Below are 24,338 nucleotides of genomic sequence, written 5' to 3'. Positions count from 1 at the left end.
TTGCGAATCGCCTCAGTCGGAGCCCGGGGTCCAGGTGGCGCCTTTCATTTCTTCTTTGAACCAGTCGGGGATGTGTTCCTCGTCCCGGGGGTAGAGGTAGAGCTCTTGGGCGTAGGTGTCGTTGACTGGTTCGCCGAGTTCCCAGACGGGCTTCTCCATGTAGTTGTAGTCCGCCTCCCAGCCATCTCCTTTTGGAGTGACCTTCAGGGTCATGGAGATCCACGTGCCCTGATTGGGTCGATACATCACGTCTCGAAGATCATCGACTGTGAACAAGATTTCTTTGACGATACTCCTACGATCTATCAACGCTCCGCGATGGAAGATTTTGGTTATCGAGCTTCCCCGGCTGCCTATTTGATTGTGGACATATACCAGCGAATCCCATGCCATATCTGTCGGACGGATGGACCACACACCCTCCGCGATAATGCGCTCGTACTCGCGTGCCTGCTCAAACGGATCCCTTGATGAAGTGCTGTGAGTCATTTTCCGATGTCCTAGTCGGAGCCCGGGGTCCAGGTGGCGCCTTTCATTTCTTCTTTGAACCACTCGGGGATGTGTTCCTCGTCCCGGGGGTAGAGGTAGAGCTCTTGGGCGTAGGTGTCGTTGACCGGTTCGCCGAGTTCCCAGACGGGCTTTTCTGTGTAGTTGTAGTCGGCTTCCCAGCCGTTTCCGCCAGACGTGATCGTCAGGGTCATGGAGATCCACGTGCCCACTCCTGACTTGTACATCAGCTCGCGAAGGTCCATCACCGTAAATAGAACTTCACTAGAGATGCTTTCGCGTCCAATGAGCTGGCTTTGGTGGTAGATCTTGGCAATCGAACTACCACGACCGCCAATGTGGTTGTGGACGTAAACGAAGGAATCCCACGGTGTAGCTTGCGGCCGAACGGCCCAAAGTCCTTCAGCAATGGTTCTCTCTAGTTCCCGTGCCTTTTCGAATCTGTCCTGTGGTGTGGTTCGTTGCGTCATTTGCGAATCGCCTCAGTCGGAGCCCGGGGTCCAGGTGGCGCCTTTCATTTCTTCTTTGAACCAGTCGGGGATGTGTTCCTCGTCCCGAGGGTAGAGGTAGAGCTCTTGGGCATAAGAGTCGGCGGAGGGTTCACCGAGTTCCCAAATAGGCTTATCTGTGTAGTTGTAGTCGGCTTCCCAGCCATCTCCTTCGGGAGTTACCCGCAAGGACATGGAAAACCATGCGCCCTTCCCGGGGGCGTACATCAGATTGCGAAGCATTTTGACCGCGATAATGACGGCTGAGGAGGTGCCCTTGCGGTCAACCTCTTCGCCGTTGAGATAAACCTTTGCAACGGAACGACCCCGGCCGCCTGTTTGTGAGCGCACATACTCAAGGACGTCCCACTCTTCACCCACAGGCCGAAGAGACCAAAGGTCTTCAGCGATGATCCGCTCCTGTTCCCGGGTGTCTTCGAATACCTGGGGTGCGACTGCATCAGTCAAGGTTCTCCCACTTTCCTACGATGTTTTCAAAGTCTTCATCGTCAACGAGCTTTCCATCGACCCAAGTTCGTACGCTGATTGTCTCAGGAGTTTTCAAGCCGGGAGTCCTTATTAACGTGACCTCCGCGTCAATCGTGGGCGGGGGAATCTGCGACGCTTTTTCCTTCAAGGCCTGTTCAAAGTTGTAGAAATTATCCCCGTTTGCTGAGTTCTGATTCAGGTCGCGCAGCATGCCGACGATGTTGATTCGTTCTTCGATGCCATCAAAGAGCCGGGCGATGAGGTGCCCGCCGTCGTATTTCACGCCGGGTGGCAGCAGGTTGAGGCGGCGCAGTTCCTCCATCGCTTCGCGGCCGACCAATCCCTGAATCCAGCTTGAGCGTCGGCCGTCGCCGAGTTCCAGGGCCTTGACCTTGGCGTACTCCGTGAGCCCCTCGTGATTGGTTTTGTAGGTAAATTCTCCCTTGAGGCCCGTCACTTTGTAGGTCATGTCCGGCAGTGGGTTGTTCAGGTCCGGGTTCAGTTTGTCCTTGACCTTGGTGAGTGCTGCTTCCTTAATGGTTCCGTTCGCGTCGGTGGTGAAGGTTCCGCGGCCCGGTACCTGGTACTCGGTGTTGGGTGCGAAGCCTTCGGTGACCTTGGTCCATGGTGTCCGAGGTCCGGGCACCATGGACTCCGGAACGCGGACGACGTGGTGCACGGATGGCTTTGAGACGTCGTGCAGCGGAGCGGATCTCAACTGTGAGATGACCTCGTGGTGGTCGGCGGCCCTGCCGTGGGTGCCCAGTGCCGGGGGTCGGTGGGCTGCCTGCTCCAGGCGATCTATGCCTTGGAACAGGTCCCCTGCCAGACTGCCCAGAGGACCACGGCCCTCTCCTGAGACGCCGTCAGCCACGCGAACCGCGCCCGCGCCGTCGTCGAGCTTGTCCAGAACGCTGGCGGCCCCCTCAGCTGCTGGTTTGAGGACATGCTGCCAGGCAGCCGCTTTGGCCGCGGCTGAGGTGTCGAGAATCTTGACTGCGGCCACCGGGGCCAGACGGACCGCAAGCCTTTCGGCAGCAGCGGCCGCCCGCACGGCAGATGTTCCGCCACCCGTGGCCAGGGCGGCCCCAACATCGAGGCCGTTGCGGGTGAGGGCATACTCCCATTCGCCCTTGCTCCATGCCTCGGCCTGAATCAGTTCCGGAAGCGCTCGGCTGAGTTCGGCGCCGGCCTCGTCCTGTTCTTCCTGCTTGCCGGTGATGGCGCGGTCCAGCCAGATGCCGGGGGCGATGAACGTGCCGATGTTCCAGAGTGCTTTGCCGACTCCGGTAACGGTGTCTTCGGTGCTGGGGGTTTGGTCGAGCCCCAACTCCGGTACTGAGGGCCGCAGAAAAGCTGACAGCCCCGTTAGCGAGTAGGCTGCACCCCCTACTTCCCACGCGGTCTCCAGAGCAGCTTGGGCGGCTCCGGCCCATCCATGGAGCTTGGCCCGTTCGATGGGTGTGCCCCAAGGGAGTTTGCCTTCCTCGCCCAGGGTGTCCAAGGTAGACGCGTCTACGGCGTAGACGTTGGAGCCGTCGGGGCGGGCGGCGGCGTCGGTGGCGCTGACGTAGCGGGATCCGCCATAGACGCCGTTGATCTTGTTGGCGCAGTCCTGTTCGGCTTCGGCGTACCGGGCTTTGATCTTGTTGAGTTCAGACAGGAGACGGTGCTGCTCGTCGATGATCGCTGGAACAGTGGCCCAGTCGTCGCCTTTGAGCTGGATGCGTCGGCTGAGGTTTTCGGTGTCCTCGGTGACATTCCGGGAATGTATTTTGACGGCCTGGCAGGCTAAAGCGAACTCCGATAGCGCCGAGGCGACCACGGACGATCCGTCCTTGACCGTCTCTGCCATATCGCTCACGGGGGCAAAGGCAGCTAAAAGTTCAGGGAGCTCCGGCGTGCGGAAAGAGACCGCCAAAGCACTCCAGGCAGTGGCGGTTGTGGCCACTGCTCCGCCGAATCCTGCTCCAGCACCTCGCAGAACGTCCGCTGCCAAATCCAGTGCCAGAGGATCCGGGACGACGGGCAGTGCGCTGAGATCCAAACCTGGGACGCCACCGTTCGGGGCGACGCACAGACCAAAGTTGTTGGTCATCGTGAGCTCAGCCCTGTTCCCGAGACAGGCGGCCGCCCCACGAAATCGACCCGCCGCCGTCGGGCTCCAAACCCCCGGCAGTCAGGGCCGAAGCAGTCGCCTGCTGCGCCATAACTGAGTCAGCCCGCATATAGGCGACTAACGCGCCCGTGGCGCCGTCGATGATCCGATCAGACCGTCCGGCGATGGCCGTGAGGTGGGGTAGCAGGGAGATCTCGACGTAGTCGCTGAGCGCCCTGCCAACCAACCCGCCGCCCACCACTGCGCCGGCTTCGTCGACGGCGGTCCCCAGCCGCGTGGCAGCCTGGTTCTGCTGCTCAATGTCCGCTGCAGCGGTACGGAGCACGGCCTGGGTGCCGGCAGGATCGATATCCCAGCTGATTGTCACAAAATCCCCCAAACAAAGCCTTTCCACAACGGAAAAGCAAGACTTGAGAGGATGCTACTAATTGGCGCGGCTGAAACTGTAAGCCAGAAAAAGACCTGGGATAAGCATCACGAAACCGGCCTCGACGCCACAATATGAATCTGCATAAAAGCCAGGCCGGACAAGGTAACAGCGGCGATCGTGACAAAGTGTTTCTTGAAAAAGCGGCGGGGCGGAACACCCGTGGGTGCCCGCCCCGCCGCTGGTGTGTTGGTTCCCTTTAGCGGGTTTCGACGGCGGCCAGCGGCACCGGGCGGTCCTGGCCGGCCCACCTGCCGTTGAGGGAGAGGTCCGCGGCTTCCGCGTCGACGTCAATCACCCGGGCCACCTTCAGCCGAAGCTCTCCGGCATCAATGATGGTCACTCCGCTGCCCGAAACCGGCGCCGACGCGCTCACGGTGGGGACACCGCCGTCGAGCGTTCCACTGCCCTTCACGGTGACCGTGCTGGGACGGGGCTCGGGCTCGCCGTCGACGATCAGTTTGGCCTGTTCCTGGCCGGTGAGGATCGCGGTGGCGAGGGCCTTGATGTACACGGGATCGGCACAGGCGTCGTACACCCAGCGCTTGCCAAGGACCGAGTGCTCCATGGTGCCGATGAGCCATTCCTCGGCGCCGGCCAGTTCATAGCCCCGGTAGCTGAGGGGCACTTGGTAGATGTGCCCACCGGCAGCGATTACGTGTGTTTCGATCCCGACCTCGCCGGCGGGATCGTCAAAGCGGTAGGCGCCGATGAGCTCCGGGGCTGAGTCGCTGGTTTGGAACCAGTGCTGCGTGGGCAGGTAGTCAGCGATGAGTTCGAGCTTGGACGGGGACAGGGTTGCCTTGTGAATGATCGCCATGCCCTCCAGCCTAGGGCAGCCCGCAGCCTGTCTCGAAGAGCGTCCAATGCGCGGCCTCGCCCCGGCTCTGATTACAATCAAAGGGACGCCGACCACTGAGGGAATCATGAAGAAACTCACCACTGTCCTGATCGCTGCGGGGCTCCTTGCCTCCGCAACCGCCTGTTCCGCTCAGCAGCAGCTGACCACCGCAGAAACCTGCGACCGGCTGGGCGTCGCTGCCGCAGGCATTCCCAGCAACGTCAGCCCGACGGCCATGACCCGCGTGGCCAACGCGGTCCGGCCGATCGAACCCATTGCCTCGGCGGAAATGAAGCCCGTGGTCACCGCGATCCTCGAGTTCCTGGATGAGCAGTCCAAGGAAGAGCCGACCGATGCCGCAAAGAAGAGCGAGCGCGAAGCAAAGCTGGCCGAGCTGGGCGCCGCGTACCAGGAAGCCGGCACCAAGTACGGTGAGCTCTGCCGCGGCTAAAGACGCCTGCGGCCTAGCGCCACGAAAGACACGTACCAGAAGGGGATCGGTTGAACCGGTCCCCTTCTGCCGTTTCCAACCGTCTCTCACTTCCCGTCGTTTAAAGCCGATCGCTCTCTCAGGTGGTGAGAGAGCGATCGGAAAACGTGTCGGGAGGTGAGAGAGGGTTATTTTTCGTCGGGGCCAAGATCAGGTTCGACGGCGAAGCTCACCTCGCGCGTCGCGCTTCCGTGGAGTTCCAGGATGGCGAGCTCGTTGGTGCCTTTGCGGATCAGGGGACCCGGGACGTACAGGGTGCGCTGCGGACCGCGGCTCCAGTAGCGGCCGAGGTTGAATCCGTTGATGAACGCATTGCCCTTGGTCCAGCCGTCCAGGCGAAGGAAACGGTCGCCGGATCCGTCGGCTTCGAAGGAAGCGAAGGACACGGACGGGCCTGCCACTCCGGCAGAAGCGGGACCAAGGGGCAACGCGGCGGCGGCCTCCCGGAAGGGCTCCAGCGAATCCAGGTCGAGGGCGCCGATCTCCCAGCCGAGCACCTCCACGCCGTTCAGCAAGGCGGGCCCGATCAACCCCTTGGCCTCGCCAATCCGCTGCCCGTAATTCACTCGGCCCTGGTCCTCCAGCAGGATCTGCAGACGGCCGCCTGCGGGGATGACGATGGAACGTTCGCCCGATTCCCGGCTCAGCACACCCACAGGCACGCCGTCCAGGAAGAACTGCGCACGGTCGCGGACCTCGGCAAAGGACAGGTCCCCTCCGCCCGGAACAGCAACCCCATAGACGTAGAAACCCCGGTACTGACTGGTGACTTCCACCGGCGGCACAGGTCCGGGTACCAAATCCATCGCTACCGGAACATCCAGCAATGACACCGACTTGGCGACCGAAAGTACTGAAGCTGGAACAGGAACCCGCTCGGCAGGCACCTCCGCGGGCACCGGGAAGTGCTTGGCAATGACGTCCCGGAATGCGAAGTACTTGGCCGTCGGGTGCCCGTCTTCGGAGAGGGGAGCGTCGTAGTCGTACGACGTGATGGTGGGCTCGTAGATGCCTTTGTCATTGGCGCCGTTGGTGAACCCGAAATTCGTGCCGCCGTGAAACATGTAGATGTTCACCGAAGCCCCGGCGGTCAGCAGGGCATCCAGTTCGGCGGCGGAAGCAGCGGCGTCGGTGGTGTGGTGGTGGGTGCCCCAGTTGTCGAACCAGCCGTTCCAGAACTCGGCGCACATCAGGGGCCCTGTAGGCTGCCGCTCCCGCAGGAACGCCAGACGTTCAAGTGAACGCGAACCAAATGTCCCGGTCTTGTGCAGCTCGGGCAGTGAGCCGTCCTCGATCATGGTCCCGAACGGCTGGTCACACGTGAAGAGCGGAACCTCCACACCGGCGCGCTTGGACAAGTCCGCCAGCTGCTGAAGGTATTCCTTATCCTTTCCGTAGGCGCCGTACTCGTTCTCGATCTGCAGCAGGATCACCGGCCCGCCGCGGGAGAGCTGCCGCGGGACCACCAGAGCAAGGACCGCTTCAAGGTAGGAGCTGACGGCGGCGAGGTAACCGGGTTCGCTGCTGCGGACGCCCACGGTGGGGTCATTGAACAGCCATGCCGGCAGCCCGCCGTTGTCCCATTCGGCGCAAATATAGGGGCCAGGCCGGACGATGGCGCGCATGCCCTCGGCTGCCACAAGGTCCAGGAACCGGCCCAGGTCCAGTCCGCCGTCGGCAACGAACGAACCGGGTGCAGGCGAGTGCTCATTCCACGGCACATACGTTTCGACGGTGTTCAACCCCATGAGCCGGGCTTTATGGATCCGGTCAGCCCACAGGTCCGGGTGCACCCGGAAGTAGTGGATGGCCCCGGAAAGGATGCGGAAGGGCTCGTCGTTCAGGAGGAAGTCCTGATCGCCGATTTCAAAAGTGTCCAACAAGGTTCCTAACAACTACGCCGAGCGGAGGACGGCGTGGAAAGCGTACGAAGCGTTGCTCCAGATCACGAACAGCAGCGGAGCCGGCGCCAGGGCGACACCCAGCACCGGCTGAAGCACGGCGGCGGACACGATGATCCCCAGCAGGATCAGCATCGCCAGGCTCAGGTACCAGCGCTGCACCACCAGGTACAGCGAGGCCTTGAGGATGCTCTTCAGCCTCGCCTCAGGCAGGAGTACGACGCCGGCAATCGCCGTAACAGCCAAGCTCACCGTCACGGCGGCGACAACGACAACCAGCGGTACCAGCAAAGCCGCGCCCGGAACGGACTGGATGACGGCCAGGTCCACGCCAAGGAACATCAGCAGTGCCACGGCACCGACGCCGAGCAGCGCGGCCTTGGCGAAACTGCGCTTGTATCCCCGAAGGAAAGCGGCAACCGGCTTGACCGCGCCGCCGTCGTCGTTCAATGCGCGGAAGGCAGCGAAGACGCCGGCAAGCGACGGCGCAATGGTCACCGAGAGCGCCAGGAAGAACGGCCACGCGGCCGCGGGGTCTGCCACCAAAGCGAGGCAGAACACCAGCGGCGCGTTTGCCGCAGCGAGCAGGACGTTCCCGGCCAGGAACGTGTAAATGAACCCGAAAATGCTCCCGAAGGTCTCGAATCCCGGCCCGGCCCAGCGGCGCGGCTTAGCGCTCACCGAACTCATCCCTTCATTCCGCTCGTCGCGATGCCCTGGATGAAGTAGCGCTGGCCGATCAGGAAGATGATGAGGATCGGGATCACGGAGATCACCGAGCCGGTCATGATCATGGCGTACTCGGCATCGAACTGGCCAACGAAAGATCGCAGGCCCAGCTGGACAGTCCAGAGGCGGTTGGACGTGAGGTAGATGAACGGACCCATGTAGTCGTTCCACGTGTTCACGAAGGTGAGCAGCGCCAGGCTGGCGAGGGCAGGCTTGGACAGCGGCAGGATCACTCGCGCCCAGATTCCGTACTCGCTGAGACCGTCAATGCGGGCAGCTTCGCAGAGCTCGTCCGGGATGGTCATGTAGTACTGGCGCATCAGGAACACGCCGAACGCACCGAACGCCTGCAACAGGATCAAGGCGTTGAAGCTGTTGGTCAGTCCGAGCTGCTGCATCATGATGTACTGCGGAACCATGTAGGCCTGCCACGGAACGGCGATGGTGCCGATGTAAGCCAGGAACAGCACGTCGCGGCCGGGGAAGCGGACCTTGGAGAAACCGTAGGCCGCCAGCGAACCGGTGAGGACCTGGAGGCAGGTGATGATCACGGCAAGATACAGCGAGTTCTGCAGGTAGCCCATCATGGGAATCCGTGTCCAGATGTCCGTGTAGTTGCTCCACACGAACTCGCTGGGGATCCACTGGATGGGAACGGTAAGGACCTGGTTGTTCTCCTTCAACGAGGAGGAAAGCATCCAGATGAACGGCACCATCAGTGCCACCACCAGGACCACCAGCACGCCGTAGATAATGAGGTTCGCGGTCCGCTTCTTCTGCTCGCGTGGCGAGCGCTTGCGCTCATTACGACGCCGGTCTTCCGCACTGGACGCGCCGTTCGGGAACGGTGCAGTGTCCTTCAACTGAGTGGCTTTGAGGTCTTCGGCCATGTTGGTCATCAGCGTTCCCTCCGCTGTTGGATCTTGAACTGCAGGACGGTGACCGTCAGCACGATGATGAACAGGACCAGCGAAATGGCCGAGGAGTAGCCGAACTTACCTTCGCCGATGCCCTCCTGGTAGATCAGTTGGGACAGAACAGTGGTGGAGCGTCCGGGGCCACCGTTGGTCATGACTACGATCAGGTCGAACACCTTGAAGCTGGAAACCGTCAGCATCACCACCACAAAGAACGTGGTGGGTCGCAGGGACGGGATGGTGACGTTCCAGAAGCGCTGCCAAGCGCTGGCGCCGTCAACTTCGGCGGCTTCATAAAGCTCGGTGGGGATGGCCTGCAGACCGGCCAAGTACAGGACCATGTAGTAGCCCATGTCGCGCCACACGCTGGTGATGATGACGGCCGGAAGCGCCCAGTCGGAGCTTGAGGTCCAGCCTGGCGGATCGGCGATGCCAACGGCGTTCAGGAACTGGTTGATGGGACCGCTGTCCGGGCTGAACAGCATGTTCCAAACCACGGCCACAGCCACCAAGGACGTGATGTACGGGAAGAAGATGGCCACCCGGAAGAAGCCGATTCCCTTGAGCTTGCGGTTCAGGAGCATCGCCAGGATGAGGGCGAGGGCCATGGTGAGCGGGACGTGTCCCAGTGCGTAGACAACGGTGTTGCGGAGGGCGATCCAGAAGGAGTCGGACGCGAACATGCGCTGGAAGTTGGCCAGGCCAACCCACTTGGGGGCGCTGAACGAGGTCCATTCCATGAAGGAAAGCGCGAAGGCCGCCACGACCGGAATGAGGGTGAAGGCCAGGAAGCCAATGAAGTTCGGAAGGATGAACGTCCAGCCGATCAGCGTATTTCGCCTGGCCTGCTTCCTGTTGCCACGGCTGTGCACGGGGGCAGGCGCCTGGGTGATTGTTTCAGTAGTCATGATGACCGCTCCCGGGGCGGAAGCGTTCCTCCATTTCAGGATCAGGAGAGTTCAGGTCCGGTTCCGGTGCTGCGCCCTTGGGAGGCAGCACCGGAACCAGTTGCTTGTCTGGCCTTACTTGCCCAGGACTTCGCTCTTGACGCGCTTGCCCATCTCGGCGATGCCATCGGTGACGGAGCGCTCGCCGACCATGATGAGGTCGTGCTCCTGGTTGAGGATCTTGTCCGTTGCGGCGGACTTGTCGCTGACTGGCATTTCCAGTGCGGTCTGATCCGGAGTGAAGGCCTTCTTGGAGAGCTCGTCGGTGGGCAGGCCGTCGAGCTTGAAGTACTCAGCCGTCACGGACTCGTTCTGCAGGGCAGGCACAACACCGATCTTGGAGATGGCCTTGGCACCTTCTTCGCCGGCTGCCCATTCGATGAACTTCTTGGCTTCATCCGAGTGCGCGGCGTTCTTGTTCACGGCGAAGGCCGTGGGTGAACCGAACGTGGTGACCTTGCCGTCGTCGTTCTTCTGCGGCATCGGGGCCAAGCCCCAGTTGACGTTGGTCTTGCCGTCCTTCTTGGCCTGAAGCAGCCCGGCGATGTACCAGGTGCCCATGGGCATCATGGCTGCCTGGCCGGACTCGAACATGGTGCGGTAGCTGGTCTTCTGGCTCTTGGCCGTGCCGAAGTCCAAGGTGGCGCCGGACTTCTGCAGGTCCAGGGCGGTGTTGTACTGGTCCTCGAAGAACCCGTAGTCGCCGCTGTTCTGGTCCTTGTCGTTTTGGGCCGCGGAGATGGCCTGGACCACCGAACGCCAGATGTGGTGGTAGGTGCCGTAGACCTTCTTGCCATCGGCTTCGGAGGTGAGCTTCTTGGCGATCTCGGTGTACTTCTCCCAGGTCAGGTCCTTGGGATCTTCGATGCCGGCGGCCTTGAACAGGTCCTTGTTGTAGTACAGGAGCCAGAAGTCCTGGCGGTACGGGGCAGCAAAGTACTTGCCGTCCATATTGAAGGCATCAATGCCGGCCAGGTTGTCCTTGCCCACCTTGTCCACCACGCTGTTGATCTCCTGCAGCTGGCCGTTGTTGGCGTAGCGGGAGTAGTCGATCACGTTCTTCATGGTGAGGACGTCGGTGGTGTCGCCGCCGGCAAGCATGGTGGTGACTTTCTGGGGGTAGTCATCAGCCAGGATGTCCACGGGCTCAATGTCCACGTTGGGGTTGGCGGCCTCGTAGCCGTCAAAGAGGGCCTTGAACTCCGGGGTGCCCTCGTAGTTCCAGACCGAGACGGTCAGCTTGGTTTTGCCGTTGGCCGCCGGTTGTTCGGCGGGACCGGCTGCGCCTGCACAGCCTGTGAGTCCAAGCCCGGCAGTCACCGCAAGGGCGATTGCGGCGAGGGTTGTGCGCTTCATTGCGTTCTCCTTTAGTACTGGGTTTCAAGTTTGCCGCAGGTGCGGCTTGTGTTTTGTCGCCGGGTCTAGGCGCTCAGGCCCAGATCCGAGTGGACTACCTGGGCCAGGAGGTCCTTGCCGGCGAGGTACCGTTCAAGGTCGTCCAGTGCGGCATCGGACATCCGGCGGGTTTCGGTCCCGAGTGAACCTGCGATGTGCGGGGTGAGGATCACGTTGGGGAGGTCGTAGAGGGGGGATCCAGCGGGCAGCGGCTCAGGCTCCGTGACGTCCAGCAGGGCTGTGATTCGTCCGGTGGCGCATTCTTTCTCCAAGGCCGCTGTATCAACCAGTGAACCGCGTGCCGTGTTGATGAGTGTCGCGTGGTCCTTCATGGCGCTGAGCTCAGCTGTGCTGATCATGTTGCGGGTTTCCGGCAGGGCGGGTGCGTGGATGGTGACTACGTCCGAGACCGGCAGGAGTTCTTGGAGCGTGACCAACGTCCCGCCTGCGGCCGCGACTTCGAGGGGGTCGGCGTGGGGATCGCTGACCAGGCACGTGACGTCCTGGAGTTGCTGGACCAGTTGGACCACCCGGCGTCCGATCCGGGAGAAGCCGATGACGCCCACAACGCGTCCGATGTTGCCCAGCTCTCCGCGATCGCCGATGTAACTCCAGTCCGCGCGGAATGTCCGGGCATCATTGGCCAGGACGTGTGCCTTCTTGCCCGCCAGGACGATCGACGCGAACGTGAACTCGGCTACCGGGATGGCGTTGGCGTCGGCGCCGTTGGTGACCGTGATGCCGCGATCCCAGAGTTCTTCGGTGACGAAGCTGCGGACTGTTCCTGCGCAGTGGAAAACTGCCCGAAGCTTGGGCATCCGTTCCAAGCGCTCGGCGTTGAGCTGTGGGACTCCCCAGCTGGTGAGGAGGATTTCCACCCCTTCAAGGCGGCCCGCGAATTCGGCGGCGTCCAAGGAATCCGTCCAGGGCTGGTCACCAAGATCGACCAGTCCTGCCAGCCGCTCCAGTCGCGTGGAATCGAACTGGTCAGCAAAGGTTCCGCTATTCATGACCAGCAGTGCCTGGGGCTTGAGCGACATTGAGGGGATCCTCCCTTCGGATTTTCTTTGGCCTGTTCGACCGTGATTTATGTGTTGCATCACATCTAATAATCAGTACATACTCATAAACAAGACAGTTCATTCAACTCAATCGAGCTTGATCTGAAACATTCAAACTCGAACAAACGAGAGAAGAATTCCTATGGCAACCGGCACCGCCGCCGTTGAAGCGCCACTGCTTTACCCGTTACGGAGCGCTTGGGGCAATCGGGCCGATGCGTCCTCCCTGGTGGATTCGCTCCGCGGCTCGCGTGACCGCCTCGCCGTCCGTCCAGCGTCCGACGCCGGTTGGCAGCACGTTGCTGCCCGCCCCCTTTCAGGGCTGCGCGCCCAAGCGGAGGCGGAGAAGGGAACCGCGTGGCCCCAACCGCTCGTCTCCCACTACGCCCGCTACTTCCGCGACGGCAATCGCACGGCGTACGAGGGACTCGTTGCGAGCCGGCAGCAGCGGCTGACACGCGCCGTCGTGATGGCCGCCTTGGCTGGACTTGGTTCGGGCGACGCGTGGCTCGATGAGGTGATCGACGGCGCGTACCTCCTCTGCGAGCAGAGTTCGTGGAGTTGGGCCGCGCACGACGACGTGTTCACCCTCGACGGCGACGTAGTTCCGGACCGCACCCGCCCCTATCTGGACCTGGGAGCCGGGGAGGTTGTGGCGCAGCTGGCGTGGTTGGACCTGGTTCTGGGAGATGCTCTGGACGAAAGGGCGCCCGGCCTGCGGAAGCGGCTTCGTTTGGAAGCAAACGAACGCGTGATCCGCCCATTCCTGGACCGGCTCGACTGGCACTGGCTGGGCCTCAACGGGGACGTCCACAACTGGAACCCGTGGATCCACTCCAACATCATCGTGGCCGCGTTGTTGCTGGTGGAAGATGCCGAGCTTCAGGCGCAGAGCATCGCCCGCTGCGTCGAAGGACTGGACCGCTTCCTCGCTTCCATCCCGGCCGACGGCGCAATCGACGAAGGCTTTGCCTACTGGTGGAACGGGGCCGGCCGCGCGCTGGAAGGACTTGCCCTGTTGGAGGAAGCAAGCGGCGGTGAACTGAACCCGGACCTGCCCGTGATCCGCGGGCTGGTTGCCTTCCCGCATCGCATGCACCTGGGCGACCGCTGGTTCCTCAACGTTGCCGATGGCCCGGCCCGCGCGCACGAAGGGCTCCCGTGGGGCATGCTGCACGCGTGGGCCTTGCGCCTCGGTGACTCGCATGCCGCCGAACACGCCGAGTCCTTCGCCGCCGCCGAGCCCGATCCCGATCCCCGCTCCGGGCTGGGCCGCGTCCTCACGTCCCTCACCCACCCCGCTTCCCGTACCCAACGAGGTGACAGCAAACGTCGCAGTGAGCGTCCATTGGGACATGTGCCGTCACCTACTTGGGGGACGTACCTGCCGTCGGTGCAGATCATGGTGGCTCGCCAGAACCCTGGTTCCACGGACGGGCTCACGCTCGCTGCCAAGGGCGGGCACAACGGCGAACACCATAACCACCGCGATGTCGGATCGGTTGTGGTTGCCGTGGACGGTGTTCCGTTACTGGTCGACGCCGGCCAGCCCACCTACACCGCGCAAACGTTCGGACCTGATCGCTACGGGATCCGGGCCATGCAAAGTGCGTGGCACAGCGTACCGGCGCCCTTCGGCTTGGAGCAGGGGACCGGTTCCTCATTTGCGGCAACTGTTCTCCAGGAGCCCACTCCCCACGAGCCCACCCTCGCGCTCGGACTTGGCGCTGCCTACGGACTGGGCCACGCTGAGCAATGGATCCGCACGTCCTTGCTGAACAGGGAACTCGGAGCCGTGGTGATTGATGACCGCTGGAACCTGCCGTCGCCCCCACCTGGCGGAACGCACGACGTCGACATCACCTACCTTGCGGCCGGCACCGTCCACTTGGGACAGGACGCGACGGCGACCATCACCCCTGTCGGAATTCCGACCGCCAGCAGCCCCGTCGGACTGCACCTGCGCTGGAAGCCGGCAACCGCCGTCGTGCTTGTGGACGAATGGGACCTGGACGATCCGCTCCTCAGCGACATCTGGGGAGAAAAGCTCACGCGGATCCGTTTCCGCATGCCGCAAGAAAACCGCGCTTCCGGCGCATTCACCCTCACCGTGGAGGCAACATCTTGAGTTCCGATCAGACCCCGGAAGCGGGCGGTAAGTCGCTCTTTTCGCTTCAGCGACGCGAGCGGCTCATGGAAGAGCTCCGTGCGCATGGTGCTATCACCGTCCGTGACATCGCCGCGAAACTGGGCGTCAGCGAACTGACCATCCGGCGCGACGTGAACACGCTCGCCGACGAAGGCCTGGTGTCCCGCGTGCACGGCGGGGCTACGCTGCCCAGCCCGCTGGACCGGTCGGTTGCCGTGGGGAGGCCGTCGGCGCACAGCTACTCCATCGGCATGGTGGTGCCGTCGCTCGACTACTACTGGCCGCAGGTCATTAGTGGTGCGAGGGGTGAAGCGGAGGTGCAGAACCTGCGCATCCTGGTCCGTGGATCCGATTACGACGCTGCAGACAACCGACGCCAAGTCCAGGCTTTGCTGGATACGCAGAACATTGACGGGCTGATTGTGGCTCCGGACATGGGCGGCGAGTACGGCAAGGATCTGCTCCGGTGGCTCAACGCCCTGCCCATTCCCGTGGTCCTGGCAGAACGGCGATCGTTGTCCGAGATTCCGGCGCACCGCCTGGAATGGGTGGCCACCGATCACGCCTTCGGTGCCGGCATGGCCGTGCGTCATCTCTGGCAGGAAGGGCATCGGAAGATCGGTTGCCTGACCGATTCCAGCAGTCCCACCAGCCCACACGTGGTCCGCGGCTGGAAGCAGGCGCTGGCTGCCCTCAAGATCCCGCTGGACAAATCCATCCACGAGGACTCTGCCAAGCTGGACAACGGGGACCGTGCCAAGCATTTCGACCACGTCCTGGAACTGTGCAGGACTTCGGGAACCACGGCCATGCTGGTCCACTCCGACACGCAGGCCGTGGCATTCGTGCAGCATTGCGTGGACCGCGGCGTGGATGTTCCCGGAAGCATGGCGATCGTGGGCTACGACGACGAAGTCGCCTACCTTGCCGAGCCCGCGATCTCAGCCGTGCGCCCACCCAAAAGCTACGTCGGCAAAGTGGCTGTGCAGCTCATGGCCGCCCGCCTGGCCGAAGGAAGGATGCGCCCCGTGCACCGCATTGACCTGAACCCGGAGCTGATCGTGCGCGAATCATCCGTTGGCGCGCCCCGGTTGCGCACCGATACCCTGCTGGAGGATTCGCTCTGATGCCCCTCGTTTTGCCGCCCCTGGACTACTCCCTTTCACCTTTCACCGGCCTGACGCGCGGGCACTGGACCGCATATGCCGACTACCTGCTGCGCTCCGCACACCGGTTCGGAAGCGAGGATCACGCCAACATCCACCTGCCCGGCGCCAACAGCAACTATGGCCCAAGGAGCGATTCGCTGGAGGCTTTCGCCCGGACGTTCCTGCTTGCCTCGTTCCGGATCGCCGGGGACCCCTCGAATACCGGGTGGATCGCCGAATGGTATGCCGCCGGCCTGGATGCTGGAACCAACCCCGCCAACCCGGACCGGTGGCCGACGCCAGGTGAGCTGGGGCAGGCGAAGGTGGAGGCGGCGTCGTTGGCTGTTGGCTTGGCGCTGACCCGCGAAGTCCTGTGGGACAAGCTGCCCGAACGCGTCCAAGAGCAGCTCATCGCGTGGTTCGAAACCGTGATCGGCGAGGAATATCCGCCCATCAACTGGGTGTGGTTCCAGATTGTGGTGGAGACATTCCTGGCCTCAGTTGGCGGCCGGTCCTCCGATGAGGATATCGACGCCGGGCTCGCCATCCACGACTCGCTGTACCGGGGCGGCGGTTGGTTCGCCGACGGTCCCGAACGCGCGTACGACCACTACGTGGGCTGGGCCTTCCAGGTCTACCCGCAGCTATGGGCGCTGATGGCGCCTTCTGATCCCAGGGTTACTGCCCGCAAGGCGCTCGACGGCGATCGGCTGGCTGACTTCCTGGACGACGCTTCCTTCCTTGTCGGCGCGAATGGTGCTCCGCTCATTCAGGGTCGTAGCTTGATCTACCGTTTCGCGGCGGCCGCACCGTTCTGGGTGGGGGAGTTGTCCGGGCACACGCGGTTGGCACCCGGGGTCAGCCGCCGGGCCGCCTCCGGGATGCTCGATTACTTTGTCCGCCACGGCTCAATCACCCCGGATGGTCTCCTATCCATTGGCTGGCATGGCGAGTTCACGGGCATGAAGCAGGCCTACTCCGGCGCGGGATCTCCGTATTGGGCGGCGAAGGGGATGCTTGGGCTCGCTCTGCCTGCGGATCACCCGGTGTGGACTGCCGTTGAGGAGCCCCTGCCCGTTGAAGTTGCCGATACCCGGCGGCTCATCGAGGCACCGGGATGGCAGGTGGATGGGACGGTCGCGGACGGGGTTGTCCGGATCCGGAACCACGGGACGGACCACGCAGTGGTTGGGGCTTTGGCGGCGGACTCACCGTTGTACGCGCGGCTGGGGTACTCGACGCACACGTTCCCCGATCTGTCGCCGGAGTCTCGGGACAACGCGGTGGTGTTTGTTGATTCCTCCGGCCAGCTGACGCATCGGACGGGGTTCGAATACCTGGGGTCGTTCTCTGAGGCCGGCGTTCAAGTGGGGGCCTCACGATTCACGGCCCACTGGATTCAACCCGATCCCGACGCCGGTCCCGATCACGGCAGCGGAGTCGCCGGGGCCGCAACGCCCGGGCCCACGGTCACGGTGGTTTCTGTGACCCGCGGGGCTGTTGAGCTTCGGCTGGTCCGCGTGCGTTCTGCTGGCTCGGGCGCTTCTCTCCGAATCGGTGGCTGGCCGGTAGATGCGGCCGCTTCCGTTGTCAGCGCCGTCCAGGCCGTTCCGGGGTTCGGATTGGCTTTGGACGCGACCGGGTCGTTCGTCCGCTCCGGCGCGCACCCCATGGGTTCGGAACTCACCATTCCGTGGGTCGGCACCTCGGGAACCGCGCACGACGGCGACTACGCCGCCGTCGTGATTCTCGCCGGTGAGGGAGGTGCTGTAGATGCCGGCGTTCGGTACGAGGACGACCGCTTCGTGTTCCCGGACGGTGTATCGGTAAGCCTGGAAACCATGAGGAGCAGGGTTCTCCACAGTACATGCGGCCAAGCTTTCTCCCAGACGACTACCGCGAGGCGCTTGCTACTTTGAAGGGCCTCGTTCAGGAAGCCCAGCTCAAAAGTGCTGGAAAGGCTGGCTCGTGACCTCAGGGCGGAGTTCCCGCATATGAAGGGGTTCTCACGTACCAATTTGTACCCTGGGGCAGCTCAACTTCTACGCACGAACCAACAGTTCGCTACGCGCTGGACGGCTCTGCTCATCCCATCGCAGTCTCTTCCTACACTTACGAGACCCTCCCCGACGCGGAACGCGATGTGCTGCCATCTCCTGAGGAAATCACCCGCGGCGCTTGAGCAGGGAACGATAAGAAATTCTCTGCAGTAAGCTCTCCGAATGACCGAATCTGACATGCGATCACGCCTCCTCACCGCCTACGACGAGCAACTTCGCACCGATGCCGAGACTCCCAGTGCACTGAAAGTCACTGAGCATGGCCCTCTCCGGTTGGTGACGTTCCTTCACGGGCGCGGCTTTGTCACGTACAAGGACCTCGGCGGTGCGGACGCGGAAACGGTCCGCCGCCTCGTGACGGAGGCGATCGACTACTTTCAGGCCGACGCCGGGATCACACGCGTCGAATGGAAGACCCGCGGACACGACCACGCTCCCGGCCTCCACCAGGCACTGTTGGACAACGGCTTTACCCCGGATCCGCCGGAGTCGATCATGATCGGTGACGCCGAAGCGTTGAGCGTGGACGTGCCTCTTCCCGACGGCGTGAGGTTGCGTCGGGTTGTTGATGAGCCGGACGTGCGGGCCATGAGCGCAATGCAGGACGAGGTATTCGGCGAACCAGTCTCCGACGAGATGGCTGATGCCCTGCTGCGCCGGCTTTCGTTGGATGACGGCATGGAGTTATGGGTTGCGGAAGCAGACGGACTCATCATCAGCGCGGGTCGTTTGGAACCCGTTCCTGGTACGGACTTCGCCGGCATCTGGGGTGGCGCCACACGTGACGAATGGCGTGGCCGTGGAATCTACCGGGCACTGACGGCTCGTCGTGCCGAGTCGGCGCTGGCAAAGGGCAAGACCCTCATTCAAAGCGACTCGACCGAATTCTCGCGCCCTATTCTTGAGCGCTCAGGATTGATCAAGGTTTCGACGACCACGCCGTACCGCTGGGTGCGGAGCTGAGGAATCGGCAGACTGTCCTAGATGCCTGGACCGGCCAAACGCTCGTTCAGCCGGTCCACCTCATCCAGGACTTCCGTGGCTGCCCACGCGCGGTTCCGCTGTGACTGAACTCCCTACTTCCCCGCCGCGAAGTAACTCACGCACTGCCCTTGGTTCTTGAACACGGGCGATGGACTCGTCTTCCATCCATCGTTCTTGCACGCTTCCTTGCCCGTAGACACCGTCACGCGATACTCCTTCGTGGTGCCGTTCGGCGCGGTCACGGTGACTACCGCCGTCGGGTTTTCTGCCGTTGCCTGCTGGACGGTCACGTTGGCGTTCGTGTCCAGCGGGTAGCCGACGACGGCGGGAGTCGCCGACTGCGTCAGCGCCCGGTAGTCAGTGGTTCCGGGAACGAAACCGACCACCGATGCTTGGTTCACGAGTAGCCTGCCGAGGTCGGCGAGCCCGGCGTCAGCCAAACGTGACCCGGAAACGGCCACCTCGGCGACCTTCGTGTACGAGCCCGTTGTCACGAACGAAACCCTGATCCCACGAGTGCTGACCGGATCGAAACTGACGGTGACCGGCGCCGTCGTCGAGAGTCCCGTGATGGTGCCCGCCGAGGTGTCCTTCCACGCGCCGTCGGCATCCAAGTACTGGACCTTGAGGCTCTGCGCAGCTTTCTCCGCTGACGTCACGCTCACCGAAGACACTGTGTAATCGCGGCTGAAGGAGTAGCTCAGGTTGTCGCTGTTACGGCCGCCGCTTACCCAATTGGACCAGCGGGTGGAGGCGTTGGCGTCGCAGGTGTTGCTTGCGATGTACGAGCCCTCGGTGTAGCTCGCGGTTGCGGTGGTGGTGGGGTCGTCCTTGCAGATGTTGCTGCTCGGAACTCGGTCCACTACAAGGACTGTCAGTTTCGCGTCGATGGAGCCGGCCTTGCCCGGCACCGTCACCGAACCGAGAGACTGCAGCTTCGAGGCATCGAACGAGGTCCAGTCCCACGCCACAGGAAGCGGGTTGCGGGCAGGTCCGTCGCCGATCTGGCCGGGGACGGTGGCAGGCGCAGCGGCCTGGACCGCAGCCAGAGTAGAACCGACACCAACAGTCAACGACGCGGGGTCCGTGGCCGCGTACTGGCCAACGGTCACTGTGGCCAGAGCATCGCTGAAGGCCTGCCCGTATGGGTCAATGCCGGAGCCGCGAACGGTCACTGTACCCGCCTTCTGCCACACGGACGGGGCAACAGCGTCCCACGTCACGGCGAGCGGCTTGCCTGGACCCGCTTCGTAGAGCGGAGTCACAGTGCTGGGGAGGACAGGTGACACGCCGGTGGGGGTGCTGAGCTGCACGGATGAGACGCCGAGCAGCTTCAAGTCCGCGATGTCCGTGAACGCCCACGCTTGATGGGGGCTGCTGGTGGCCGTGGCCGTGGTTCCGGTAGAGGAGGCCAGGGCCACGGGCGTTCCCGCCGCCGTCTGGTTGCCCGAAACCTGCAGGGCGATAGCAGCACCGGCATTCACCAGTGACCATTGTTTGCCGTTCTCCGTGGTGACTATCCACTGTGCGGAAGGAGCGGCCTTGGCCTGTTCCAGGGTCAGCGAGGCGAGCGAGACGGAGCCCGACTGGCTTCCGTTCAGCACACCGCCACTGCCAGAGAGCACTCGGCCATCCTTGTTCGTAAGAACCCATCGGCGATCGTTCGCAAACTCGCCGTCCGTACTCACCGCATTGAACGTCCACATCTGCGCAGCCACGCCGGCCGCATCCGTGCCCGGTTCTTCAATCGATGCCGTTCCGTTCGCACGCCCGGTCAGGTACTTGCCGCTGGCCTCACCCGCCAGGTGGTAGCTGTGGCCATCCCGCACTGGTGCGGCGTCCTCCGAAACTCCGCTGACGCCGTCGACGACGAACGTCACCACTGACGCTGCAGGAACCTCAAGCGTCGCGGACTGGGCCGCGGTATCGACGGCGACCGGCACGCCGGTAACGAGGGCATTCTTCTCGATGTCGTCCAACGGCGACTTGGTGGTAACCACGGGAGTGACCTTGGCGCCGGGTGCGATTGCGCCAAAGCGGCTGAGATCAATGGTGACCTTTTCCGGCGTCGGGGTGTCATTGAAGTGGACCAGTGTGGCGCCGTTGCCGTCGGCGTGGAGGGCGCTGGCGGTCTTGGCGTCGTTGTTCTGGATGAGGAAGTCGCCCGGACGGATGTAGTGCGTGAAGTTCCGGGTGGTGTTGTACTTCTGGTTGGTCAGGACCTTGCACTTGGCCTGGTCCGGGGTGGCGCCGTCGTTGAGCCGACGATTGGAGAAGTCCTCGCGGCCCTCGTAATTGCAGTCGAAGTCGACGTAGATGGAGCCCCACCCTTTGTCGCCCTTCTCCTGCTTGTACGTGTCCTCCACAGGCTGCCAGAACACCCAGGCGTTGGGGTCGAGTTCGCGGAGATCGTTGACCATGCGGCTCGCGATGCCCAGGCCGTTGGTGATGTTTGAACGGTCCCAGCCGCTGGTGGAGTCGCCGAGTGCAGGGTTGCCCGGCCAGAATCCACCCACTTCGCTCATCCACAGCGGCTTATCGGTGGAGCTGGCCAGGTCGCGAACCCTGCGGCGATCGTTGGTGCCGTAGGTGTGGACGTTGAGCTGCGCAACGGCGTCCTTGGCTTCCTGGCTGTAGCCGTTCCAGTTGGTCATGAACTTGGTGGGGTCTGTCTCGTCCATCGCGGAGATGACGGCGTCTGTGCTGCCCTTGGCGAGCTCCGCAGCAAGCAGCTTGGTCACGCGGTCCTGGGCCGCCGGGTAGATCAGCGCGCCCTCCTGTTTCTGCGTGTACGTGGTGGGCGGTTTGCCGGTGGCGGCGTTGATGTCCGTTCCCCAGTAGCCGGAGTTCGGCTCGTTGAACGGATCGATGGTGTCCACCGTGATCCCGCTGCCGCTTTCGAGAAGTTCGACGGCGTGCCTCATGTAGGCGGCGAACTTGGCTTCCGCTTCGGGCAGCAGGTTTTCGCCCTTGTTCGTGTTGACCTGGCCGGAGACATAGCCGCTTTTGGTCATGAACCAGGGCGGGGAGTTGCTGAAGGCTTCCCAGTGGGTGACCTGCTGGTCGGCGGCGAGGCGTTCAACCCACCAACGCTGGTTCTGGTCGGCGTCGGGGTTGTAGGAGGCGGGGTCGTCCGGGTTCCAGGCGTTCAGGAACGCGAGCTTGTTTGCCTGGGTTTTGTCGACAGTTCCGTCCGCGTTGTAAAGGTTCGACGCCGGTTGGCCGGCCTGCGCTTCAGCGACCGGTTTCCACCATCCCTCCACAGCGCTGCCGTCGTTGAGGTAGTCGGCTACGTCCGATGCGTTGCCGCCGCCCACGTTGTAGCGGGCGATATTGAGGTTGAGTCCGTGCTCGCCGAAGACCTTCTGGTACAGCTCCTCACGCAGTTCGGGTGAGTATCCCGCCGTCGCATTCGCGAACCAGACCAGGCTGGTTCCCCAGCCTTCGAACGCTTCGCCGCGGCTGGCCGGGTTGGGGGTGATGGTGACGGCGGTTGTGTTGTCTGCGTGGGCTTGCGGTGATGTAGCGGGCAGGAGTGCAAGGCTGGCTGCCGCAGTGACGGCTGCTGCCAGCACGGCCACTGGCCTTCGGATTCTTCGCGCGGTAAACGCCATGGTGGACCTCATCGTCGGGGTGTCATTGGGTGCTTGGCACGGCTTTCGGGAAGGCCGGCAAGCCGAGACTATGAGGTGGGTGGGGGCGTCACAAGGCAGTCGAACAGGCTCGCTCGTGGTCAGTCGGAAGTGGTCAGAGCTGTAACAACTTTGCTCAGCCAACAAGGGCCGGGGTATAGATGTATACAAGTACACTTTATAATCGGCGGGCGGTCATCATGGCAGGTTCACAACCACGCAACGGTTCACAACCACGCACTACAGGAGCGCACCTCGTCTATGGCGAGCTGAAGCGCCAGATCCTCAGCCTGGAACTCAAGCCGGGTGAGCGCATCTACGAACCCGCCATGGCTACCGTGCTGCAAGTCAGCCGCACGCCGCTCCGCGAGGCCATCCGTCGCTTGATTTCGGAGAGTTTGCTGGAGCAGCAACCCACCGGAGGAGTGCTGGTACCGGCGCTGGATGAGACGGTGATTTCAGAGCTGTACGACGTCCGCGCTGCCTTGGAGTCCCTGATGGCCCGGGAAGCGTGCGCCAATGCGTCCCCGGCTGACCTCGAAGAACTCCAAGGGCTCGTAGCCCGCAATGCGGCCATGGTGGAGTTCGCCGACGAAGCCATGAAATACGGGGTTGCCCTGCACGCCGCCATCGCCAGGATCGCCGGAAACTCCTGGGCCCTGCGCTTTCACGAACAGATCGCCAGCCAGGTTCAACGCTACCGATACTTCACCAACAACGCTCCCGAACGCCGCGACGAGGCGCTCGCCAATCACCGGCTGCTCGTCGAGGCCATCGCTTCCAAGGATCCGGAAAAGGCGGCCAAGATCGCTTTTGACCACGTCATCGGCGCCCGCGATGAGACGTTGAGAGTCATCTCGGATACCGGCCTCGTGGTCGAATGATCGGCGAACTTGGACGGCGCTCGTCCACCGCACTCCTGGTTCATTCGGCGCTGATCCAGGCTGTGACGTTCCTGGTCCGGCCAGCCGCGACCTACCGTGCCTTGGAGCTGGACGTGCCAGCCTTCGCCCTTGGCCTGCTGGCCGCGAGCTACGCCGTCTTTCCGCTGCTGCTAGCCCTGCCGATCGGCGGACTGGTGGACCGCCTCGGTGAGCGTCGGCTCATGGCGATCGGGTCCGCCGTCGTGCTGGGTTGTTCTGCGTTTCTACTGTTCTGGGGGACGTCGGTCCCCGCGCTGGTGACAGGCACCGCCCTTCTTGGTGCGGGGCAGCTCGCCTGCGTAGTGGGGCAGCAGGCGGTGGTGGCGAACAATGCTGCCGCGTCACGCATGGACTCTGCCTTCGGGTATTTGACGTTCGCCGCATCGTTGGGCCAGGCCCTTGGACCGTTGGCGATCTCCTTGGTGGGCGGTGCTTCCATCCGGCCGGACACGCAGGCGATTTTCCTGCTCTCCACGGGCATGAGCCTGGTGCTGTTCCTGACCACGTTCGTGGTTTCGGGCCGGGTGAGCAGCCGGAGAAGCAAGGCCAGCGCCAGCCCTCAAGGCGGAGCCTTGTCTTTGCTGAGAACACCCGGCGTCATCCGGGCATTGGCCACAAGCGCTACGGTCCTCGCCGTGGTGGACCTGACAGTTGTCTACCTGCCTGCACTCGGCGCCGAACGCGGCCTGACCGCGGCAACGGTCGGCCTCCTGCTGACCGTCCGAGCCGTTTTCTCCATGGTGTCCAGGCTGGGGCTTGGCAGCGTTTCCCGCAGGCTGGGTCGGATGAGGCTGCTGGTCCTGAGCCTCGCGATCTCCACCGCCGCGCTGGCAGTGGCCGCCATTCCGATGCCCGTGTGGCTGCTCTTCGTCGTCATGGCATTCCTGGGCCTTGGGCTGGGAATTGGCCAACCGCTCACCATGTCCTGGCTCTCGGCCCAAGCGCCCGAAGGCCAACGCGGACGTGCACTGGCCTTGAGGCTCGCCGGAAACAGGGTGGGCCAAGTGGTCCTGCCCAGCGCCATTGGTGTTGTGGCCGTGGGCCTCGGTGCGGCGGGTGTGTTCCTGGCATCCGCGGTAGCTGTGGGCGGAACCATGCTGTTGCTGCGTGGTGTGCGGCTGGACGACTGAG

Annotated in this window: 20 protein-coding genes and 1 pseudogene; 7 read left to right on the top strand and 14 right to left on the bottom strand. The window is 63.2% G+C overall.

The annotated features are described in order from the left end of the window. Positions 1-12 precede the first annotated feature (12 nt). The 7 genes and pseudogenes from ACFRJ9_RS03205 to ACFRJ9_RS03175 form a co-directional block, all read right to left on the bottom strand. On the bottom strand, positions 13-489 hold the full coding sequence (locus tag ACFRJ9_RS03205; protein WP_377664343.1) for a hypothetical protein: 477 nt from the start codon (positions 487-489) through the stop codon (positions 13-15). An 11-nt stretch (positions 490-500) separates the two neighbouring features. After that, positions 501-977: a hypothetical protein gene (locus ACFRJ9_RS03200; protein ID WP_377664341.1), complete on the bottom strand. Its 477-nt coding sequence runs from the start codon at positions 975-977 to the stop codon at positions 501-503. Positions 978-989: 12 nt separating this feature from the next. Further along, positions 990-1,463 carry a hypothetical protein gene (locus ACFRJ9_RS03195; RefSeq protein WP_377664339.1) on the bottom strand — a complete coding sequence of 158 codons (474 nt, stop codon included), beginning with the start codon at positions 1,461-1,463 and terminating at the stop codon, positions 990-992. Continuing rightward, the gene (locus tag ACFRJ9_RS03190; RefSeq protein ID WP_377664689.1) at positions 1,456-1,806 is read right to left on the bottom strand and encodes a DNA/RNA non-specific endonuclease; all 351 of its coding nucleotides are present in this window, start codon (positions 1,804-1,806) and stop codon (positions 1,456-1,458) included. Before ACFRJ9_RS03190 ends, ACFRJ9_RS03195 begins: the two co-directional genes overlap by 8 nt. An 833-nt stretch (positions 1,807-2,639) precedes the next feature. Continuing rightward, positions 2,640-2,699: pseudogene (locus ACFRJ9_RS03185) on the bottom strand (hypothetical protein); the annotation flags it as partial. Between the two features lie 890 nt (positions 2,700-3,589). Continuing rightward, positions 3,590-3,970: a DUF6507 family protein gene (locus ACFRJ9_RS03180; RefSeq protein WP_377664337.1), complete on the bottom strand. Its 381-nt coding sequence runs from the start codon at positions 3,968-3,970 to the stop codon at positions 3,590-3,592. A gap of 259 nt (positions 3,971-4,229) precedes the next feature. After that, entirely contained in the window at positions 4,230-4,850 is a 621-nt protein-coding gene (locus tag ACFRJ9_RS03175; RefSeq protein WP_377664335.1) for a hypothetical protein, read from the bottom strand. Between the two features lie 106 nt (positions 4,851-4,956). Between ACFRJ9_RS03175 and ACFRJ9_RS03170 the strand changes: the two genes are divergently transcribed. Continuing rightward, positions 4,957-5,322 carry a hypothetical protein gene (locus ACFRJ9_RS03170; RefSeq protein WP_377664333.1) on the top strand — a complete coding sequence of 122 codons (366 nt, stop codon included), beginning with the start codon at positions 4,957-4,959 and terminating at the stop codon, positions 5,320-5,322. 167 nt (positions 5,323-5,489) lie between these two features. On the opposite strand, the gene ACFRJ9_RS03165 is transcribed toward ACFRJ9_RS03170, so the two are convergent. The 6 genes from ACFRJ9_RS03165 to ACFRJ9_RS03140 all read right to left on the bottom strand — a co-directional run bounded on the left by ACFRJ9_RS03165 (position 5,490) and on the right by ACFRJ9_RS03140 (position 12,290). Continuing rightward, a complete protein-coding gene (locus ACFRJ9_RS03165; protein ID WP_377664331.1) occupies positions 5,490-7,241 on the bottom strand; it encodes a beta-galactosidase in 1,752 nt (583 codons plus the stop codon). 15 nt (positions 7,242-7,256) lie between these two features. Beyond that, entirely contained in the window at positions 7,257-7,943 is a 687-nt protein-coding gene (locus ACFRJ9_RS03160; RefSeq protein ID WP_377664329.1) for a DUF624 domain-containing protein, read from the bottom strand. A gap of 5 nt (positions 7,944-7,948) precedes the next feature. Beyond that, on the bottom strand, positions 7,949-8,890 hold the full coding sequence (locus ACFRJ9_RS03155) for a carbohydrate ABC transporter permease (RefSeq protein WP_377664327.1): 942 nt from the start codon (positions 8,888-8,890) through the stop codon (positions 7,949-7,951). After that, entirely contained in the window at positions 8,890-9,816 is a 927-nt protein-coding gene (locus ACFRJ9_RS03150; protein WP_377664325.1) for a carbohydrate ABC transporter permease, read from the bottom strand. Before ACFRJ9_RS03150 ends, ACFRJ9_RS03155 begins: the two co-directional genes overlap by 1 nt. Before the next feature lie 114 nt (positions 9,817-9,930). Further along, complete coding sequence (locus tag ACFRJ9_RS03145; RefSeq protein ID WP_377664323.1) at positions 9,931-11,211, bottom strand: ABC transporter substrate-binding protein; 1,281 nt, start codon at positions 11,209-11,211, stop codon at positions 9,931-9,933. A 65-nt stretch (positions 11,212-11,276) separates the two neighbouring features. Beyond that, positions 11,277-12,290, bottom strand: coding sequence for a hydroxyacid dehydrogenase (locus ACFRJ9_RS03140; protein ID WP_377664321.1), 1,014 nt, complete (start codon positions 12,288-12,290; stop codon positions 11,277-11,279). Between the two features lie 163 nt (positions 12,291-12,453). Between ACFRJ9_RS03140 and ACFRJ9_RS03135 the strand changes: the two genes are divergently transcribed. The 4 genes from ACFRJ9_RS03135 (at position 12,454) to ACFRJ9_RS03120 (ending at position 18,631) form a co-directional block, all read left to right on the top strand. Continuing rightward, positions 12,454-14,439: a heparinase gene (locus ACFRJ9_RS03135; RefSeq protein WP_377664319.1), complete on the top strand. Its 1,986-nt coding sequence runs from the start codon at positions 12,454-12,456 to the stop codon at positions 14,437-14,439. After that, the gene (locus tag ACFRJ9_RS03130; RefSeq protein ID WP_377664317.1) at positions 14,436-15,587 is read left to right on the top strand and encodes a LacI family DNA-binding transcriptional regulator; all 1,152 of its coding nucleotides are present in this window, start codon (positions 14,436-14,438) and stop codon (positions 15,585-15,587) included. The genes ACFRJ9_RS03135 and ACFRJ9_RS03130 overlap by 4 nt, the downstream gene beginning before the upstream one ends. Continuing rightward, complete coding sequence (locus ACFRJ9_RS03125; RefSeq protein ID WP_377664314.1) at positions 15,587-17,527, top strand: DUF2264 domain-containing protein; 1,941 nt, start codon at positions 15,587-15,589, stop codon at positions 17,525-17,527. The genes ACFRJ9_RS03130 and ACFRJ9_RS03125 overlap by 1 nt, the downstream gene beginning before the upstream one ends. Before the next feature lie 303 nt (positions 17,528-17,830). Then, positions 17,831-18,631 (top strand): GNAT family N-acetyltransferase, encoded by an 801-nt coding sequence (locus tag ACFRJ9_RS03120; protein WP_377664312.1) that lies wholly within the window; start codon positions 17,831-17,833, stop codon positions 18,629-18,631. A 113-nt stretch (positions 18,632-18,744) separates the two neighbouring features. Here the strand turns inward: ACFRJ9_RS03120 and ACFRJ9_RS03115 are convergent, their stop codons facing one another. Continuing rightward, positions 18,745-22,233 (bottom strand): discoidin domain-containing protein, encoded by a 3,489-nt coding sequence (locus ACFRJ9_RS03115; RefSeq protein WP_377664310.1) that lies wholly within the window; start codon positions 22,231-22,233, stop codon positions 18,745-18,747. Positions 22,234-22,484: 251 nt separating this feature from the next. On the opposite strand from ACFRJ9_RS03115, the gene ACFRJ9_RS03110 reads away from it, so the two are divergent. Together ACFRJ9_RS03110 and ACFRJ9_RS03105 are read left to right on the top strand one after the other, a co-directional pair. Further along, complete coding sequence (locus ACFRJ9_RS03110; RefSeq protein WP_377664308.1) at positions 22,485-23,168, top strand: GntR family transcriptional regulator; 684 nt, start codon at positions 22,485-22,487, stop codon at positions 23,166-23,168. Further along, positions 23,165-24,337: an MFS transporter gene (locus ACFRJ9_RS03105; protein ID WP_377664306.1), complete on the top strand. Its 1,173-nt coding sequence runs from the start codon at positions 23,165-23,167 to the stop codon at positions 24,335-24,337. The genes ACFRJ9_RS03110 and ACFRJ9_RS03105 overlap by 4 nt, the downstream gene beginning before the upstream one ends. Position 24,338: the final 1 nt, after the last annotated feature.

It is taken from the genome of Paenarthrobacter sp. NPDC056912, assembly GCF_042786555.1.
Lineage (GTDB): Bacteria > Actinomycetota > Actinomycetes > Actinomycetales > Micrococcaceae > Arthrobacter.
This window is presented reverse-complemented; position numbering and strand designations above follow the sequence as displayed.

What these genes read in the sequence shown, in the direction of transcription:
- ACFRJ9_RS03140 (WP_377664321.1), bottom strand. Translation starts at nt 12,290, where the DNA reads ATGTCGCTCAAGCCCCAGGCACTGCTGGTCATGAATAGCGGAACCTTT.
- ACFRJ9_RS03155 (WP_377664327.1), bottom strand. Translation starts at nt 8,890, where the DNA reads ATGACCAACATGGCCGAAGACCTCAAAGCCACTCAGTTGAAGGACACT.
- ACFRJ9_RS03135 (WP_377664319.1), top strand. Translation starts at nt 12,454, where the DNA reads ATGGCAACCGGCACCGCCGCCGTTGAAGCGCCACTGCTTTACCCGTTA.
- ACFRJ9_RS03200 (WP_377664341.1), bottom strand. Translation starts at nt 977, where the DNA reads ATGACGCAACGAACCACACCACAGGACAGATTCGAAAAGGCACGGGAA.
- ACFRJ9_RS03190 (WP_377664689.1), bottom strand. Translation starts at nt 1,806, where the DNA reads ATGGAGGAACTGCGCCGCCTCAACCTGCTGCCACCCGGCGTGAAATAC.
- ACFRJ9_RS03205 (WP_377664343.1), bottom strand. Translation starts at nt 489, where the DNA reads ATGACTCACAGCACTTCATCAAGGGATCCGTTTGAGCAGGCACGCGAG.
- ACFRJ9_RS03175 (WP_377664335.1), bottom strand. Translation starts at nt 4,850, where the DNA reads ATGGCGATCATTCACAAGGCAACCCTGTCCCCGTCCAAGCTCGAACTC.
- ACFRJ9_RS03105 (WP_377664306.1), top strand. Translation starts at nt 23,165, where the DNA reads ATGATCGGCGAACTTGGACGGCGCTCGTCCACCGCACTCCTGGTTCAT.
- ACFRJ9_RS03120 (WP_377664312.1), top strand. Translation starts at nt 17,831, where the DNA reads ATGACCGAATCTGACATGCGATCACGCCTCCTCACCGCCTACGACGAG.
- ACFRJ9_RS03110 (WP_377664308.1), top strand. Translation starts at nt 22,485, where the DNA reads ATGGCAGGTTCACAACCACGCAACGGTTCACAACCACGCACTACAGGA.
- ACFRJ9_RS03150 (WP_377664325.1), bottom strand. Translation starts at nt 9,816, where the DNA reads ATGACTACTGAAACAATCACCCAGGCGCCTGCCCCCGTGCACAGCCGT.
- ACFRJ9_RS03125 (WP_377664314.1), top strand. Translation starts at nt 15,587, where the DNA reads ATGCCCCTCGTTTTGCCGCCCCTGGACTACTCCCTTTCACCTTTCACC.
- ACFRJ9_RS03145 (WP_377664323.1), bottom strand. Translation starts at nt 11,211, where the DNA reads ATGAAGCGCACAACCCTCGCCGCAATCGCCCTTGCGGTGACTGCCGGG.
- ACFRJ9_RS03170 (WP_377664333.1), top strand. Translation starts at nt 4,957, where the DNA reads ATGAAGAAACTCACCACTGTCCTGATCGCTGCGGGGCTCCTTGCCTCC.